17 protein-coding genes are annotated in these 15,669 nt (G+C 40.6%); 15 read left to right on the top strand and 2 right to left on the bottom strand.

The genetic code is table 11. The features are described 5' to 3' along the window. Positions 1-4 precede the first annotated feature (4 nt). Positions 5-550 carry a thiol-disulfide oxidoreductase-associated lipoprotein SdbB gene (gene sdbB / locus M1F56_RS03290; RefSeq protein ID WP_000755591.1) on the top strand — a complete coding sequence of 182 codons (546 nt, stop codon included), beginning with the start codon at positions 5-7 and terminating at the stop codon, positions 548-550. A gap of 29 nt (positions 551-579) precedes the next feature. Here sdbB and pbp3 read toward each other — a convergent pair whose 3' ends face one another. After that, entirely contained in the window at positions 580-1,815 is a 1,236-nt protein-coding gene (gene pbp3 / locus M1F56_RS03285; RefSeq protein WP_247916849.1) for a D-alanyl-D-alanine carboxypeptidase PBP3, read from the bottom strand. Positions 1,816-1,919: 104 nt separating this feature from the next. On the opposite strand from pbp3, the gene M1F56_RS03280 reads away from it, so the two are divergent. From M1F56_RS03280 to ffh, 5 genes are all read left to right on the top strand, one after another. Beyond that, entirely contained in the window at positions 1,920-3,029 is a 1,110-nt protein-coding gene (locus M1F56_RS03280) for an AI-2E family transporter (protein ID WP_000489822.1), read from the top strand. A 227-nt stretch (positions 3,030-3,256) separates the two neighbouring features. After that, complete coding sequence (gene tuf, locus M1F56_RS03275) at positions 3,257-4,453, top strand: elongation factor Tu (protein ID WP_001040715.1); 1,197 nt, start codon at positions 3,257-3,259, stop codon at positions 4,451-4,453. Positions 4,454-4,594: 141 nt separating this feature from the next. After that, positions 4,595-4,927 (top strand): putative DNA-binding protein, encoded by a 333-nt coding sequence (locus M1F56_RS03270; protein ID WP_000402068.1) that lies wholly within the window; start codon positions 4,595-4,597, stop codon positions 4,925-4,927. 2 nt (positions 4,928-4,929) lie between these two features. After that, positions 4,930-5,145, top strand: a complete 216-nt coding sequence (locus tag M1F56_RS09740; RefSeq protein ID WP_348771650.1) for a 2-oxoglutarate:acceptor oxidoreductase — start codon at positions 4,930-4,932, stop codon at positions 5,143-5,145. Positions 5,146-5,164: 19 nt separating this feature from the next. Then, on the top strand, positions 5,165-6,736 hold the full coding sequence (ffh, locus tag M1F56_RS03265) for a signal recognition particle protein (RefSeq protein WP_247916848.1): 1,572 nt from the start codon (positions 5,165-5,167) through the stop codon (positions 6,734-6,736). Between the two features lie 82 nt (positions 6,737-6,818). Here the strand turns inward: ffh and guaA are convergent, their stop codons facing one another. After that, positions 6,819-8,381: a glutamine-hydrolyzing GMP synthase gene (gene guaA / locus M1F56_RS03260; protein WP_000065699.1), complete on the bottom strand. Its 1,563-nt coding sequence runs from the start codon at positions 8,379-8,381 to the stop codon at positions 6,819-6,821. Between the two features lie 140 nt (positions 8,382-8,521). On the opposite strand from guaA, the gene M1F56_RS03255 reads away from it, so the two are divergent. The 9 genes from M1F56_RS03255 (at position 8,522) to M1F56_RS03215 (ending at position 15,608) form a co-directional block, all read left to right on the top strand. After that, positions 8,522-9,220: a GntR family transcriptional regulator gene (locus tag M1F56_RS03255; RefSeq protein ID WP_247916847.1), complete on the top strand. Its 699-nt coding sequence runs from the start codon at positions 8,522-8,524 to the stop codon at positions 9,218-9,220. A 137-nt stretch (positions 9,221-9,357) separates the two neighbouring features. Beyond that, entirely contained in the window at positions 9,358-10,644 is a 1,287-nt protein-coding gene (locus M1F56_RS03250) for a peptidase U32 family protein (RefSeq protein WP_000169124.1), read from the top strand. Positions 10,645-10,658: 14 nt separating this feature from the next. Next, positions 10,659-10,970: a CHY zinc finger protein gene (locus M1F56_RS03245; protein WP_247916846.1), complete on the top strand. Its 312-nt coding sequence runs from the start codon at positions 10,659-10,661 to the stop codon at positions 10,968-10,970. A 231-nt stretch (positions 10,971-11,201) separates the two neighbouring features. After that, the gene (locus M1F56_RS03240; RefSeq protein ID WP_001054552.1) at positions 11,202-11,402 is read left to right on the top strand and encodes a F0F1 ATP synthase subunit C; all 201 of its coding nucleotides are present in this window, start codon (positions 11,202-11,204) and stop codon (positions 11,400-11,402) included. Between the two features lie 34 nt (positions 11,403-11,436). Next, positions 11,437-12,150 (top strand): F0F1 ATP synthase subunit A, encoded by a 714-nt coding sequence (atpB, locus tag M1F56_RS03235; RefSeq protein WP_000392854.1) that lies wholly within the window; start codon positions 11,437-11,439, stop codon positions 12,148-12,150. Positions 12,151-12,163: 13 nt separating this feature from the next. Continuing rightward, positions 12,164-12,658 carry a F0F1 ATP synthase subunit B gene (atpF, locus tag M1F56_RS03230; RefSeq protein WP_000558551.1) on the top strand — a complete coding sequence of 165 codons (495 nt, stop codon included), beginning with the start codon at positions 12,164-12,166 and terminating at the stop codon, positions 12,656-12,658. Then, a complete protein-coding gene (locus tag M1F56_RS03225; RefSeq protein WP_057489043.1) occupies positions 12,658-13,194 on the top strand; it encodes a F0F1 ATP synthase subunit delta in 537 nt (178 codons plus the stop codon). Before atpF ends, M1F56_RS03225 begins: the two co-directional genes overlap by 1 nt. Before the next feature lie 14 nt (positions 13,195-13,208). Continuing rightward, on the top strand, positions 13,209-14,714 hold the full coding sequence (gene atpA / locus M1F56_RS03220; RefSeq protein WP_247916845.1) for a F0F1 ATP synthase subunit alpha: 1,506 nt from the start codon (positions 13,209-13,211) through the stop codon (positions 14,712-14,714). Between the two features lie 15 nt (positions 14,715-14,729). Beyond that, positions 14,730-15,608, top strand: coding sequence for a F0F1 ATP synthase subunit gamma (locus M1F56_RS03215; RefSeq protein ID WP_057489045.1), 879 nt, complete (start codon positions 14,730-14,732; stop codon positions 15,606-15,608). The last annotated feature ends 61 nt before the right edge of the window (positions 15,609-15,669 follow it).

Here is a 15,669-nt window from a genome sequence, read left to right as displayed (position 1 = left end):
AAAAATGAAAAAAGTTATTTTTGCTGGATTGAGCCTCATGTCTCTATTCTTGTTGATTGCCTGTGGTGAAAAAGAAACCAAACAGACAAGCAGTCCAAAACAACCCGCTGTACAACAAATCGCAGTCGGTAAGGATGCGCCAGACTTTACCTTGCAGTCTATGGATGGCAAAGAAGTGAAATTATCAGACTATAAAGGGAAAAAGGTCTATTTGAAATTCTGGGCTTCTTGGTGTGGACCATGTAAAAAAAGCATGCCTGAGTTGATGGAATTAGCTGCCAAACAAGATCGAGACTTTGAAATCTTGAGTGTCATTGCACCTGGTCTACAAGGTGAAAAAACAGTTCAAGACTTTCCAAAATGGTATCAAGAACAAGGCTACAAGGATATACCAGTCTTGTATGATACCCAGGCAACTACCTTCCAAGCCTACCAAATTCGTAGTATTCCAACGGAATACTTGATTGACAGTCAAGGTAAAATCGGGAAAATTCAGTTCGGTGCTATTAGCAATGCAGATGCAGAAGCGGCTTTTAAAGAAATGAAATAAAGAAAAAATCGCGATTGTTCGCGATTTTTTTATAGTTTTTCATTGATAAAGCGGATAAAACGATTCCACCAAACCTTCAAAAAGAAGGCTTTTTCTACTTTCTTTTCAGCGACCATTTCAAAAGAAGGTTTTTCAGAAGTGAGATAACCTTGACCGACCAAATCCTGATCGTCATAGGTTAGGGTACCGACAACCTTGCCTTCTTCCAGTGGAGCTATTTCTGATTTTGGTGTGAATTGAAGAGCTGATGTTGTTTCACTTCCAACTCGTTGGACGATTGCAATATCTGACTTAGCAATTGCGGCTACCTTATCTTCTTTCCCATCAAGGACTGTCACTTTACTATCTTTGTAGGTTTCGCCTTTCTGAACGACAGTTTTTAAAGCAAAGTTCGCAGAAACATAATCTAAAAGTGAAGAAGTTGCAGTAAAACGTGCATAAGGGTTGCTATCTTGTTGGTCTGCATTTAAAACAACCGTTATGATACGCATTCCTTTTTCAACGGTTGTTCCAACGAAAGAAGCACCGGCTTTGTCGGTAGTACCTGTTTTCAAACCGTCGACACCACCACGATAGGCTGGCATTCCTTCCAACATATAGTTGGTTGAGTGGATCTCAAGTCCTGCAAAGGTAGAAGTTGGTTTTTTGGTGATTTCCAAAACCTGAGGATAATCTCGGATGAGGTTACGAGCGACGATTGCAACGTCGTAGGCACTCAACTTGTTTTCATCATCTTTTTTAGAACCGGGATAGATATTATCGCCAAGGGTCTCATTATTTAAACCAGTTGTGTTTACAATTGTTGCATCTTGGATTCCCCATTCAAGAAGTTTAGCCCTCATTTTGTCTACAAAGTCTTTCTCAGAACCAGCAATCTTTTCTGCTAGCGCAATCGCAGCGCTGTTTGCACTGGATACCATTGTAGCCTCTAATAGTTGTTCAACAGTATAATTTCGAGCTTCCATAGGGACGTTACTGGCCTCAGAATTAGTTGTAAGTTTGTAAGGATAGTCCGAAATATCAACAGGTGTTGACAGACTGATAGTCCCTTGTTCCAAGGCTTCATAGACCAAATAAACTGTAACTAGTTTCGTAATAGAAGCAATTTCTACAGGCTGATTTGCATCTTTTTCGTAGAGGATTTTTCCAGTTGTAGCCTCGACAGCAATGGCATGTTTAGCAGCAACATCAAAGTCTTGAGCAGAAACAGTAGAAGCTGTTCCAAAAACAAAAAGTGTTATAAAAGATAGAATTATTTTTTTCATATTAGCTTTATTTTATCATAAAGAAAAAAAATATTCTCGCTTTTATACTAAAGCCATCTTATCTTTTTAAGAAATATGATAAAATAGAGAGAAGGAGGATACCTATGTTCCGTAGAAACAAATTATTTTTTTGGACAGCTGAAATTTTATTATTAACACTCATTTTCTATCTTTGGAGAGAAATGGGTGCCATCATTACTCCCTTTGTGACGGTTGTGAATACCATCATGATTCCATTTTTGCTTGGTGGATTTTTTTACTACATTACCAATCCAATCGTTACCTTTTTGGAAAAGAGATGTAAGATTAATCGTCTAATTGGTGTCTTGGTCACTCTCTGTGCTTTAATTGGTGCCATCGTTGTAGGTGTTGTTTATCTCTTACCGATTTTGATTAATCAGTTGACAAGCTTGATTATTTCTAGTCAAAACATCTATAGTAGACTACAAGATTTGATCATTGATTTGTCCATGAATCCAGTCTTCCAAAATATTGATATTCAACAAACCATTCAACAACTTAACCTCTCCTATGTGGATATCCTCCAGAATATCCTTAATAGCGTCAGCAATAGTTTAGGAAGTGTTCTTTCAGCCTTGTTTAGTACAGTTCTGATTCTCATTATGACCCCTGTATTCTTGATTTATTTCTTGTTGGATGGTCATAAGTTGCTACCAATGTTGGAACGTACTGTCTTAAAACATGACAAATTGAATCTTTCTAGCCTTTTAACCAATCTCAATACAACCATAGCGCGCTATATCAGTGGAATTGCGATTGATGCTGTTATTATCGGATGTTTAGCCTATATTGGTTATAGCGTTATCGGATTAAAGTACGCTCTTGTTTTTGCTATTTTCTCTGGAATCGCAAATTTAATTCCTTATGTTGGTCCAAGTATTGGCTTGATTCCAATGGTGATTGCCAATGTGTTCACGGATCCTCATCGTATGTTGATTGCGGTTGCTTATATGCTTATTATTCAGCAAATCGATGGAAATGTTCTCTATCCACGTATCGTTGGAGGGGTTATGAAAGTGCATCCGATTACGATTTTGGTGCTCCTCTTACTGTCAAGTAATATCTACGGCGTCATAGGGATGATTGTAGCAGTGCCAACCTACTCTATTCTCAAAGAAATCACTAAGTTCTTGGCGAAATTATATGAAAATCATAAGGAAGCTAAAGAACTGGAAAAATCAGAATCCATTTAGAATCAGGGGAACCTGATTTTTTTGTGAGCATAATACCGCTAGAATGAAATAAGCTTGAATTGTATAAAGAAGCAGAAGAACAGCACTTTGTAAGATTCAGATTAATTCATAAAATATGTGTAAAACACTTGCAATTTAGCAGAAATTTGATAAAATAGTAAGGAAAGTTAGACTGTATTGCCTACTGTCTATCTATAAAATATATTTTATTGGAGGCTTTTACTCAAATGGCAAAAGAAAAATACGATCGTAGTAAACCACACGTTAACATTGGTACTATCGGACACGTTGACCACGGTAAAACTACTTTGACTGCAGCTATCACAACTGTTTTGGCACGTCGCTTGCCTTCAGCAGTTAACCAACCTAAAGACTATGCGTCTATCGATGCTGCTCCAGAAGAACGCGAACGCGGTATCACTATCAACACTGCGCACGTTGAGTATGAAACTGCAAAACGTCACTATGCTCACATCGACGCTCCAGGACACGCGGACTACGTTAAAAACATGATCACTGGTGCCGCTCAAATGGACGGAGCTATCCTTGTAGTAGCTTCAACTGACGGACCAATGCCACAAACTCGTGAACACATCCTTCTTTCACGTCAAGTTGGTGTTAAACACCTTATCGTCTTCATGAACAAAATTGACTTGGTAGACGACGAAGAATTGCTTGAATTGGTTGAAATGGAAATCCGTGACCTCTTGTCAGAATACGATTTCCCAGGCGACGATCTTCCAGTTATCCAAGGTTCAGCTCTTAAAGCACTTGAAGGTGATACTAAATATGAAGACATCATCATGGAATTGATGGATACTGTTGATGAGTACATCCCAGAACCAGAACGTGATACAGATAAACCATTGCTTCTCCCAGTCGAAGACGTATTTTCAATCACTGGACGTGGTACTGTTGCTTCAGGACGTATCGACCGCGGTACTGTTCGTGTCAACGACGAAATCGAAATCGTTGGTATCAAAGACGAAACTAAAAAAGCAGTTGTTACTGGTGTTGAAATGTTTCGTAAACAACTTGATGAAGGTCTTGCCGGAGATAACGTAGGTGTACTTCTTCGTGGTATTCAACGTGACGAAATCGAACGTGGACAAGTTATCGCTAAACCAGGTTCAATCAATCCACACACTAAATTCAAAGGTGAAGTCTACATCCTTACTAAAGAAGAAGGTGGACGTCACACTCCATTCTTCAACAACTACCGCCCACAATTCTACTTCCGTACTACTGACGTTACAGGTTCAATCGAACTTCCAGCAGGTACTGAAATGGTAATGCCTGGTGATAACGTGACTATCGACGTTGAGTTGATCCACCCAATCGCCGTAGAACAAGGTACTACATTCTCTATCCGTGAGGGTGGACGTACTGTTGGTTCAGGTATGGTTACAGAAATCGAAGCTTAATTCGATTAAGTTCCCAGAAGAACAATTATTTAAGTCAGACACTAAAAGAATCTTGCCTTGCAAGGTTCTTTTTTTGTTCTTGATCTATTTAAAGTGCTCCTACTCTAGCAGTATAATCGTTTTTTTGGTATAATAAAGGTTATGGAAATCGAAAAAACCAATCGTATGAATGCGCTTTTTGAATTTTATGCTGCGCTTTTGACAGACAAGCAGATGAACTATATTGAACTCTACTATGCAGATGATTACAGTCTTGCGGAGATTGCTGAAGAGTTCGGTGTTAGTCGCCAAGCTGTTTATGATAATATCAAGCGGACGGAAAAGATTCTAGAAGATTATGAGATGAAATTGCACATGTATTCGGACTACATTGTCCGCAGTCAGATTTTTGACCAGATCTTGGAGCGTTATCCTAAGGATGACTTTCTGCAGGAGCAGATAGAAGTTTTAACAAGCATTGATAATAGAGAATAAGTGTGGGAAGTATAGTCATCTACAAAGGTATACCCTGTACACTATTAGCTGCTGAGGACCCTTTTCCCATAAGACTACAAATCTTCTCACCTGATTCTATCTCCCGAGCTTTTCAAGAGGGATTTAGCTGTTGGGGATATCCAAATGAGATAATGAAAGAAGTCACTCCAGAAGAACTTGTTTGTTTACAAGATTTTGGACGTTTTCCACCGAATTAATGAAACATAGGAGAAAAAAATGGCATTTGAAAGTTTAACAGAACGTTTACAGAACGTCTTTAAAAATCTACGTAAAAAGGGAAAAATTTCTGAGGCTGATGTCCAAGAAGCAACCAAAGAGATTCGTTTGGCCTTGCTGGAAGCTGACGTTGCCTTGCCTGTTGTAAAGGATTTTATCAAGAAGGTTCGTGAGCGTGCAATCGGGCACGACGTCATTGATACCCTTAATCCAGCACAACAGATTATTAAAATCGTTGATGAGGAACTGACGGCTGTTTTAGGTTCCGATACGGCAGAGATTATCAAGTCACCAAAAATTCCAACCATTATCATGATGGTCGGTTTGCAGGGGGCTGGTAAAACGACATTTGCTGGTAAGCTGGCTAATAAACTCAAGAAGGAAGAAAATGCTCGTCCTTTGATGATTGCGGCAGATATTTATCGTCCAGCAGCCATCGATCAGCTGAAAACACTTGGACAGCAGATTGATGTTCCAGTCTTTGCACTTGGAACAGAAGTGCCAGCTGTTGAGATTGTTCGTCAAGGTTTGGAGCAAGCACAAGCCAATCATAACGACTATGTCTTGATCGATACGGCAGGTCGTTTACAGATTGATGAACTTCTCATGAATGAGCTTCGTGACGTAAAAGCATTGGCCCAACCAAACGAAATTCTACTTGTAGTGGACGCCATGATTGGTCAGGAGGCGGCTAATGTTGCCCGTGAGTTTAATGTTCAGTTAGAAGTGACTGGTGTTATCCTTACCAAGATTGATGGGGATACTCGTGGTGGTGCGGCTTTGTCTGTTCGCCACATCACTGGTAAACCTATCAAGTTCACTGGTACGGGTGAAAAGATTACAGATATCGAAACCTTCCACCCAGACCGTATGTCAAGCCGTATCCTTGGCATGGGGGATATGCTGACATTGATTGAGAAAGCTTCTCAGGAATACGATGAGCAGAAAGCCCTTGAAATGGCTGAAAAGATGCGTGAAAACACCTTTGATTTCAATGATTTCATTGATCAATTGGATCAGGTGCAAAACATGGGGCCGATGGAAGACTTGCTCAAGATGATTCCAGGTATGGCTAACAACCCTGCCCTTCAAAATATGAAGGTGGATGAGCGCCAGATTGCGCGCAAACGTGCCATCGTATCTTCGATGACACCTGAGGAGCGTGAAAACCCTGATTTGTTAAATCCAAGTCGTCGCCGTCGTATCGCTGCAGGTTCTGGAAATACCTTTGTCGAGGTCAATAAATTCATCAAAGACTTTAATCAGGCTAAACAGCTTATGCAAGGTGTCATGTCTGGGGATATGAACAAGATGATGAAGCAGATGGGAATCAATCCCAATAACCTTTCTAAAAATATGCCAAATATGGGAGGAATGGATATGTCTGCCCTTGAAGGCATGATGGGACAGAGTGGCATGCCCGATATGTCAGCTCTCGGAGGAGCAGGCATGCCAGATATGAGCCAGATGTTTGGTGGCGGACTTAAAGGTAAAATCGGTGAATTTGCCATGAAACAATCTATGAAACGCATGGCCAATAAAATGAAAAAAGCGAAGAAGAAACGCAAATAAAAAAAGGAAAGCAGAAGTGCTTTCCCTGCATATAAAAAAGAACTCTGAATCCGATTCAGAGTTCTTTTTAAGTGCGATTGGCCTATTCCCACTCAACGGTTGCAGGTGGTTTACTTGTAATATCGTAGACGATGCGGTTAACGTGGTCCACTTCGTTGACGATACGTACAGAAATCTTTTGAAGGACTTCCCAAGGAATCTTGGCAAAGTCAGCTGTCATACCATCGATAGAAGTGATAGCACGAATGGCAATCGTGTAGTCATAAGTACGACCATCACCCATAACACCAACTGAACGAACGCCTGTGTTGACAGTGAAATATTGCCAGATATCACGGTCAAGTCCAGCTTTAGCGATTTCTTCACGAAGGATAGCATCAGACTCACGAACAGTTTCTAGTTTTTCTTCAGTGATTTCACCCATGACACGGATAGCGAGACCTGGTCCTGGGAATGGTTGGCGCCATACGATGTGGTCTGGCATACCAAGCTCTGTACCGAGGGCACGGACTTCGTCTTTATAAAGAGTGTTCAATGGTTCAATCAATTCAAACTGCATGTCTTCTGGAAGACCACCAACGTTGTGGTGTGACTTGATGGTTTGGGCTGTATCTGTACCAGACTCAATCACGTCAGTGTAAAGCGTTCCCTGAGCAAGGAATTTTACATCTTTTAGCTTGCTTGCTTCGTCATCAAAGACATAAACAAATTCGTTACCAATGATTTTCCGTTTTTGCTCAGGATCAGAAACGCCAGTAAGTTTGTCAAGGAAGCGTTTTGCAGCGTCTGCTTTGACGATATTCAAACCAAACTTACCACCAAGCATGTCCATAACTTGGTCAGCCTCTCCCTTACGGAGAAGACCGTGATCTACAAAGATACAGATTAATTGATCACCGATTGCTTTTTGAAGAAGAACCCCAACAACAGAAGAGTCAACACCACCTGATAGACCTAGAAGAACACGCTTGTCACCTACAGTTTCACGGATTTTCTTGATCTGCATGTCGATGAAGTTGTCCATTGACCAGTCGCCTTTAGCCTTACAGATGTTAAGGGCAAAGTTGCGAAGGATATCATTTCCGTATACAGAATGGCGCACTTCTGGGTGGAATTGGATACCGTAAATGTGCTTTTCTGGGTTTTCAATAGCTGCATAAGGACAGTCAGCAGAAGTGCCAGTACGAACAAAATCAGCTGGAATCTCTGTAACAGCATCGCCATGACTCATCAAAACAATCTGTTCTTCAGGAGTCCCTTCAAAGAGGGCAGAAGTGGTATGAGTAAGTGGTGATTGGCCATACTCGCGGTTACCAGCATCACCTGCAGGAACAACTTTTCCTCCAAGTTTATGAGTTAAAAGTTGCATACCATAGCAGATTCCCAAAATTGGAATGCCAAGTTCAAAAATTTCTGGGTCAATATCAAATGAACCATCTTCGTATACAGAGTTTGGTCCACCAGAGAGGATGATCCCTACAGGGTTAATCGCACGAACCTCTGCAGCTGAGATTTTGTGACTTTTTAGCTCTGAAAAAACACCAATTTCACGAATACGGCGTGAAATCAGCTGGTTGTATTGGCTACCATAGTCCAGCACGATGATTTTTTCGACATCTTGCAAATCAGTTGAAATGTTGCTCATCTTTTTCCTTTCTCAAAAGAAATATCTTTTTCAATATTCTATCACAAATAGGGGCGAATTACCAACTAAACAAGGCAAAGTTTGACTTTTTCTTAGCAAATACGGTACAATGGAGAAAATAAAGAAAAGAAGTGAGAATCATGTTACCAGCTTATATGAAAATCCACGATCAGATCAAGAAGGATATAGATGAGCATCATTGGAAAATCGGGGAGAGACTTCCAAGTGAGCGAGATTTAGCTGAACAGTTTCAAGTTAGCCGGATGACATTACGTCAAGCTATCTCTCTCTTGGTTGAGGAAGGGGTTTTGGAGCGTCGTGTAGGGAGTGGGACTTTTGTCTCTAGTACTCGTGTCCAAGAAAAAATGCGGGGAACGACTAGTTTTACGGAGATTGTCAAATCTCAGGGGAAAGTACCTTCTAGCCAACTCATTTCTTACAGAAGAACCATTCCAAATGAGCAAGAGGTCGCAAAGCTGGGGATTACTCCGACAGAGAATATTATCCGCATGGAGCGGGTGCGTTATGCTGACCAAGTACCACTAGTCTATGAAGTAGCATCTATTCCTGAGAAATTTATTAAGGACTTCAAAAAAGAAGAAGTAACTAGTCACTTCTTTCAAACCTTGCAAAAATATGGCTACCGGATTGGCAAATCCCAACAGATCATTTATGCGAGATTGGCTAAGGAAAAGATAGCTCACTATCTGGAAGTCGAAAAGGGGCATGCGATTCTAGCCTTGACTCAGGTTTCTTATCTTGAAGATGGGACAGCTTTCGAGTATGTAAAGAGTCAATACGTCGGTGAACGCTTTGAATTTTATCTTGAAAATAACTAGTTTAGAAAGGCTAGTTTTTTGTTTTCTTAAAAGATTAGAATTGTCAAAACAATCTGTCTAGGCTTGATTTTATCCTTTATTTACTATAAAATGAGAAGGAAAAACGTCAAACTTTTATATTGCAAATAGGAGAAAAAATGACAAAAACATTAAAACGTCCTGAGGTTTTATCGCCTGCAGGGACTTTAGAGAAGCTAAAAGTAGCTGTTCGGTATGGAGCTGATGCTGTTTTTATAGGTGGACAAGCTTATGGTCTTCGTAGCCGTGCAGGAAACTTCACTTTTGAACAGATGGAAGAAGGCGTGCAGTTCGCTGCCAAGTATGGTGCCAAGGTCTATGTAGCTGCCAACATGGTTATGCACGAAGGAAATGAAGCTGGGGCTGGTGAGTGGTTCCGTAAGTTGCGTGACATTGGGATTGCGGCAGTTATCGTGTCAGATCCGGCCTTGATTATGATTGCAGCAACAGAAGCACCAGGTCTTGAAATCCACCTCTCTACCCAAGCCAGTGCGACGAACTATGAAACGCTTGAATTTTGGAAAGAACTGGGCTTGACTCGTGTCGTTTTGGCGCGTGAGGTTTCAATGGAAGAATTGGCAGAGATTCGCAAACGCACTGATGTAGAAATTGAAGCCTTTGTTCACGGAGCCATGTGTATTTCCTACTCAGGTCGCTGTACGCTATCAAACCACATGAGTATGCGTGATGCCAACCGTGGTGGTTGTTCGCAGTCTTGCCGTTGGAAATACGACCTTTACGACATGCCTTTTGGTCAAGAACGCAAGAGTCTTAAAGGTGAAATTCCAGAAGAATTTTCGATGTCAGCCGTTGACATGTCCATGATTGACCATATTCCAGATATGATCGAAAACGGTGTAGACAGTCTCAAGATTGAAGGCCGCATGAAATCTATCCACTATGTTTCCACTGTAACCAACTGTTACAAGGCGGCTGTGGATGCTTACCTTGAAAGCCCAGAAAAATTTGAAGCTATTAAACAAGACCTGGTAGATGAGATGTGGAAAGTTGCCCAACGTGAATTGGCAACAGGTTTCTACTATAGCACACCTACAGAAAATGAACAGTTGTTTGGTGCACGTCGTAAAATCCCTGAATACAAGTTTGTCGCTGAGGTGGTTTCTTATGATGATGCAACCCAGACAGCAACCATTCGTCAACGGAATGTTATCAATGAAGGAGATCAAGTTGAGTTTTATGGACCAGGTTTCCGCCATTTTGAAACCTATATCGAAAATCTTCACGATTCTAAAGGCAATAAAATCGACCGTGCTCCAAATCCAATGGAACTCTTGACCATTAAGGTTCCTCAACCTGTGCAAGCTGGGGATATGGTTCGAGCTCTCAAAGAAGGTCTTATCAATCTCTATAAGGAAGACGGGACAAGTGTCACAGTTCGTGCCTAGATAAGGAAAAGTGAATGATTCAAGTGCAAGGATTGTTGGTAGATAATGAAAGCAGATGTGTTCACTATCATGGTGAAAAGGATATTATTTCCCTCCAGTGCTATGAGTGTAAAAAATACTATGCTTGCTATCAGTGCCACAATGCTATAGAAACGCATTTGTTTTCACCCTACCCCTTGACGCTTACCGAGGATCGACCGATTTTATGTGGGGTTTGTAAGAGGACAATAACATTTCAAGAATATCAAAAGCGGATAGCCTGCCCTTATTGCAAATCTCCATTCAATTCAGGGTGTAAACAACACTATTCTTACTATTTCAAATAAAATGAATCTATCCAAGTTCTAAACTTGGATTTTTCAATTTATTTCGGAAAATATAGAGAAAGTGGAAACACATTTCATCATAAAATGAGAAACTTATCTATACAGTGGTATAAAAATAGCAAAAATAAAAATAAATCATCTGAAACGCTTCCAACGTAAGTAAAAAGTTGACAAAAACAAATTTTAGGACTAAACTAAGTAAGTAAATTTTAAATAAAAGGAGAATTCATCATGAATTTAACATTTTTCGGTCTATGTCTTGCCTGTATGGGTGTATCTCTTGCAGAAGGATTTTTGATGAACGGTTTGTTCAAGTCTGCAGCACGCCAACCAGACATCATCCCACAATTGCGTAGTTTGATGATCATGGGGATTGCCTTTATCGAAGGAACATTCTTTGTAACTCTCGTATTTTCATTTATCATCAAATAAAGAGAAGTATAAAATGGAAAAGGGAGGATTCTAGATGGAAGAAAGTATCAATCCAACCATCAATATTGGTCCTGTTACCTTTGATTTAACCTTGACAGCATTGACTTTGTTGTCTGTGGCACTGATTTTTGGCTTTATCTATTGGGCAAGTCGTAATATGACTGTGAAACCCAAAGGAAAGCAAAATGTACTAGAGTATCTCTATGACTTTGTAGTCGGATTTACAGAACCCAACGTAGGTTCTCGGTACATGAAAGATTACTCACTCTTTTACTTGTGTTTATTTCTTTTTATGGTTATCGCAAACAATCTTGGTTTGATGGCAAAACTTCAAACTACAGATGGGACAAACCTTTGGACATCGCCAACTGCAAATCTCCAGTTTGACTTGGCTTTGTCGTTTGGAATTATCCTGATGACCCATATAGAAGGAATTCGTCGTCGTGGTATTAAAAAATATCTAAAAGGTTTTGTAACCCCAGGTTTTATGACACCGATGAATCTCCTTGAAGAAGTCACGAATTTCCTATCACTTGCTTTGCGGGTGTTCGGGAATATCTTTGCCGGAGAAGTGATGGCAAGCTTGCTTATTACTCTTTCTCATCAGGCTCTTTATTGGTATCCAGTGGCATTTGTTACCAATCTTGTCTGGACGGCATTCTCTGTGTTTATTTCCTGTGTTCAGGCTTATGTATTCACAGTCTTGTCTTCAATGTATCTAGGAAATAAAATTAATGATGAAGAGTAGAAAGGAGTAAATGATGCACGTAACAGTAGGTGAATTGATTGGTAACTTTATTTTAATTGCTGGCTCTTTTATCCTTTTGGTCGTCTTAGTCAAAAAATACGCGTGGTCAAACTTGACAAGTATCTTTGAAGAACGAGCTGAAAAGATTGCTGCTGATATTGATGGCGCTGAACAAGCTCGTCAAAAAGCAGAGACTCTTGCTCAAAAGCGCGAAGATGAATTAGCAGGTAGTCGTAGTGAAGCTAAAACTATCATTGAAAATGCTAAAGAGACAGCTGAAAAGAGTAAATCAGATATTTTGGCTGAAGCTAAGCTAGAAGCTGGTCGCTTGAAAGAAAAAGCTAACCAAGAAATTGCGCAAAACAAAGCTGAGGCTTTACAAAGTGTTAAGGGCGAGGTGGCAGATTTGACAGTTAGTCTAGCTGGGAAAATCATCTCACAAAACCTTGACAGTCATGCCCATAAGGAACTCATTGATCAGTATATCGATCAGCTAGGAGAGGCCTAATGGACAAGAAAACAGCAAAGGTAATTGAAAAATACAGCATGCCTTTTGTCCAATTAGTGATTGAAAAAGGAGAAGAGGACCGGATTTTTTCAGACTTGGATCAAATCAAGCAAGTCGCAGAAGAAACGGGCTTACCTTCTTTTTTAGCTCAGGTAGCAGTTGATGAGTCAGATAAGGAAAAAACAGTTCGTTTCTTTCAAGACTCTGTGTCACCTTTAATGCAAAACTTTATTCAGGTTCTGATTTACAATCACAGAGCAAATCTTTTTTATGATATCATTGTTGATTGTTTGAATCGCCTTGAAAAAGAGACCAATCGTTTTGTAGTCACGATTTCTTCAGCCCATCCTTTAACAGATGAACAGAAGGAACGTCTGCTCCCATTGATAGAGAAAAAAATGTCTCTGAAAGTGCGGAGCGTCAAAGAACAAATTGATGAAGGACTCATTGGTGGTTTTGTCATTTTTGCTAATCACAAGACAATTGATGTGAGTATTAAACAACAACTTCGAGTTGTTAAAGAAAATTTGAAATAGAAAGTGGTGTTCTTTTGGCAATTAACGCACAAGAAATCAGCGCTTTAATTAAGCAACAAATTGAAAATTTCAAACCCAATTTTGATGTATCGGAAACAGGTGTTGTAACCTATATCGGGGACGGAATTGCGCGTGCTCACGGCCTTGAAAATGCCATGAGTGGAGAGCTGTTGATTTTTGAAAATGGCTCTTATGGGATGGCACAAAACTTGGAGTCTACAGACGTTGGGATTATCATCTTAGGTGACTTTACAGATATCCGTGAAGGCGATACCATTCGTCGTACAGGTAAAATCATGGAAGTTCCTGTTGGTGAGGGCCTTATTGGACGTGTTGTCGACCCGCTTGGTCGTCCAGTTGACGGTCTTGGAAAAATCCATACTGACAAGTCTCGTCCAGTAGAGGCGCCGGCTCCTGGCGTTATGCAACGTAAGTCTGTATCAGAACCATTGCAAACAGGTTTGAAAGCTATTGATGCCCTTGTTCCGATTGGTCGTGGTCAACGTGAGCTGATTATCGGTGACCGTCAGACAGGGAAAACAACCATCGCTATTGATGCTATTTTGAACCAAAAAGGTCAAGATATGATCTGTATCTATGTAGCGATTGGGCAAAAAGAGTCAACTGTTCGTACGCAAGTTGAAACACTTCGTCAGTACGGTGCCTTGGACTACACAATCGTTGTGACAGCTTCTGCTTCACAACCTTCTCCATTGCTCTTCCTAGCTCCTTATGCTGGGGTTGCTATGGCAGAAGAGTTTATGTACCAAGGGAAGCATGTTTTGATCGTTTATGATGATCTTTCAAAACAAGCGGTCGCTTATCGTGAGCTTTCCCTCTTGCTTCGTCGTCCACCAGGTCGTGAAGCCTTCCCTGGGGATGTTTTCTACCTTCACAGCCGTTTGCTTGAGCGTTCAGCTAAGGTTTCTGATGAACTTGGTGGTGGTTCAATCACAGCTCTACCATTTATCGAGACACAAGCAGGAGATATTTCTGCTTATATCGCAACCAACGTGATTTCAATTACAGATGGTCAAATCTTCCTTGGCGATGGTCTCTTCAATGCAGGTATTCGTCCAGCCATCGATGCGGGTTCATCTGTATCTCGTGTAGGTGGTTCTGCACAAATTAAAGCTATGAAGAAGGTTGCTGGTACACTTCGTATTGACCTTGCTTCATATCGTGAGTTGGAAGCCTTCACTAAGTTTGGTTCTGATCTGGATGCGGCTACTCAAGCTAAGTTAAATCGTGGACGTCGTACCGTTGAAGTTCTGAAACAACCAGTTCACAAACCATTGCCTGTTGAGAAACAAGTAACCATTCTCTATGCTTTGACACATGGTTTCTTGGATACGATTCCTGTAGATGACATTGTTCGTTTTGAGGAAGAGTTTCATGATTTCTTTGATGCACAACATCCAGAGATTTTGGAAACTATTCGTGAAACAAAAGACTTGCCAGAAGAGGCAGTCTTGGATGCTGCGATTACAGAGTTTCTCAAACAATCCAGCTTCCAATAAGAATAGAGGTGTCAGATGGCAGTATCTCTAAATGATATTAAAACAAAAATCGCCTCAACAAAAAATACTAGTCAAATCACTAATGCCATGCAAATGGTATCAGCTGCTAAACTAGGTCGCTCTGAAGAAGCAGCGCACAACTTCCAAGTTTACGCTCAGAAAGTTCGTAAGCTTTTGACGGATATTCTGCATGGTAACGGATCTGGTGGTTCTACCAATCCGATGCTCATTAGTCGTCCAGTTAAGAAAACAGGCTATATCGTTATCACTTCAGACCGTGGCTTGGTTGGAGGTTATAATGCTTCCATCCTTAAAGCCGTTATGGAGTTGAAAGAAGAATACCATCCAGATGGTAAAGGTTTTGAGATAATCTGTATCGGTGGGATGGGAGCTGATTTCTTTAAGGCTCGTGGTATTCAGCCAATCTATGAACTACGTGGCTTGGCAGATCAACCTAGTTTTGATGAAGTTCGTAAAATTATTTCAAAAACGATTGAGATGTACCAAAACGAACTTTTTGATGAATTATACGTCTGCTACAATCATCATGTCAATACTCTCACAAGTCAAATGCGTGTGGAACAAATGTTGCCGATTGTTGACTTAGATCCAAATGAAGCGGATGAAGAGTATAGCTTGACATTTGAGTTGGAAACGAGTCGTGATGAGATTCTAGAGCAGTTGTTACCTCAGTTTGCAGAAAGTATGATTTACGGGGCTATTATCGATGCCAAGACAGCTGAGAATGCTGCAGGTATGACAGCCATGCAAACGGCAACTGATAATGCCAAGAAAGTCATCAATGATTTGACAATCCAGTATAACCGTGCCAGACAGGCGGCGATTACACAAGAAATTACAGAAATTGTAGCGGGGGCTAGTGCCTTAGAATAAGGCTTTGCCTCCCTCGTATCAAAATGAACTTAGGACCTAGGTGAACTAGGAACCGACAGTA

This window comes from Streptococcus oralis, from assembly GCF_023109005.1.
Taxonomy (GTDB): Bacteria; Bacillota; Bacilli; order Lactobacillales; family Streptococcaceae; genus Streptococcus; species Streptococcus oralis_BU.
This window is presented reverse-complemented; position numbering and strand designations above follow the sequence as displayed.

What these genes read in the sequence shown, in the direction of transcription:
- sdbB (WP_000755591.1), top strand. Translation starts at nt 5, where the DNA reads ATGAAAAAAGTTATTTTTGCTGGATTGAGCCTCATGTCTCTATTCTTG.
- pbp3 (WP_247916849.1), bottom strand. Translation starts at nt 1,815, where the DNA reads ATGAAAAAAATAATTCTATCTTTTATAACACTTTTTGTTTTTGGAACA.
- M1F56_RS03280 (WP_000489822.1), top strand. Translation starts at nt 1,920, where the DNA reads ATGTTCCGTAGAAACAAATTATTTTTTTGGACAGCTGAAATTTTATTA.
- tuf (WP_001040715.1), top strand. Translation starts at nt 3,257, where the DNA reads ATGGCAAAAGAAAAATACGATCGTAGTAAACCACACGTTAACATTGGT.
- M1F56_RS03270 (WP_000402068.1), top strand. Translation starts at nt 4,595, where the DNA reads ATGGAAATCGAAAAAACCAATCGTATGAATGCGCTTTTTGAATTTTAT.
- ffh (WP_247916848.1), top strand. Translation starts at nt 5,165, where the DNA reads ATGGCATTTGAAAGTTTAACAGAACGTTTACAGAACGTCTTTAAAAAT.
- guaA (WP_000065699.1), bottom strand. Translation starts at nt 8,381, where the DNA reads ATGAGCAACATTTCAACTGATTTGCAAGATGTCGAAAAAATCATCGTG.
- M1F56_RS03255 (WP_247916847.1), top strand. Translation starts at nt 8,522, where the DNA reads ATGTTACCAGCTTATATGAAAATCCACGATCAGATCAAGAAGGATATA.
- M1F56_RS03250 (WP_000169124.1), top strand. Translation starts at nt 9,358, where the DNA reads ATGACAAAAACATTAAAACGTCCTGAGGTTTTATCGCCTGCAGGGACT.
- M1F56_RS03245 (WP_247916846.1), top strand. Translation starts at nt 10,659, where the DNA reads ATGATTCAAGTGCAAGGATTGTTGGTAGATAATGAAAGCAGATGTGTT.
- M1F56_RS03240 (WP_001054552.1), top strand. Translation starts at nt 11,202, where the DNA reads ATGAATTTAACATTTTTCGGTCTATGTCTTGCCTGTATGGGTGTATCT.
- atpB (WP_000392854.1), top strand. Translation starts at nt 11,437, where the DNA reads ATGGAAGAAAGTATCAATCCAACCATCAATATTGGTCCTGTTACCTTT.
- atpF (WP_000558551.1), top strand. Translation starts at nt 12,164, where the DNA reads ATGCACGTAACAGTAGGTGAATTGATTGGTAACTTTATTTTAATTGCT.
- M1F56_RS03225 (WP_057489043.1), top strand. Translation starts at nt 12,658, where the DNA reads ATGGACAAGAAAACAGCAAAGGTAATTGAAAAATACAGCATGCCTTTT.
- M1F56_RS03215 (WP_057489045.1), top strand. Translation starts at nt 14,730, where the DNA reads ATGGCAGTATCTCTAAATGATATTAAAACAAAAATCGCCTCAACAAAA.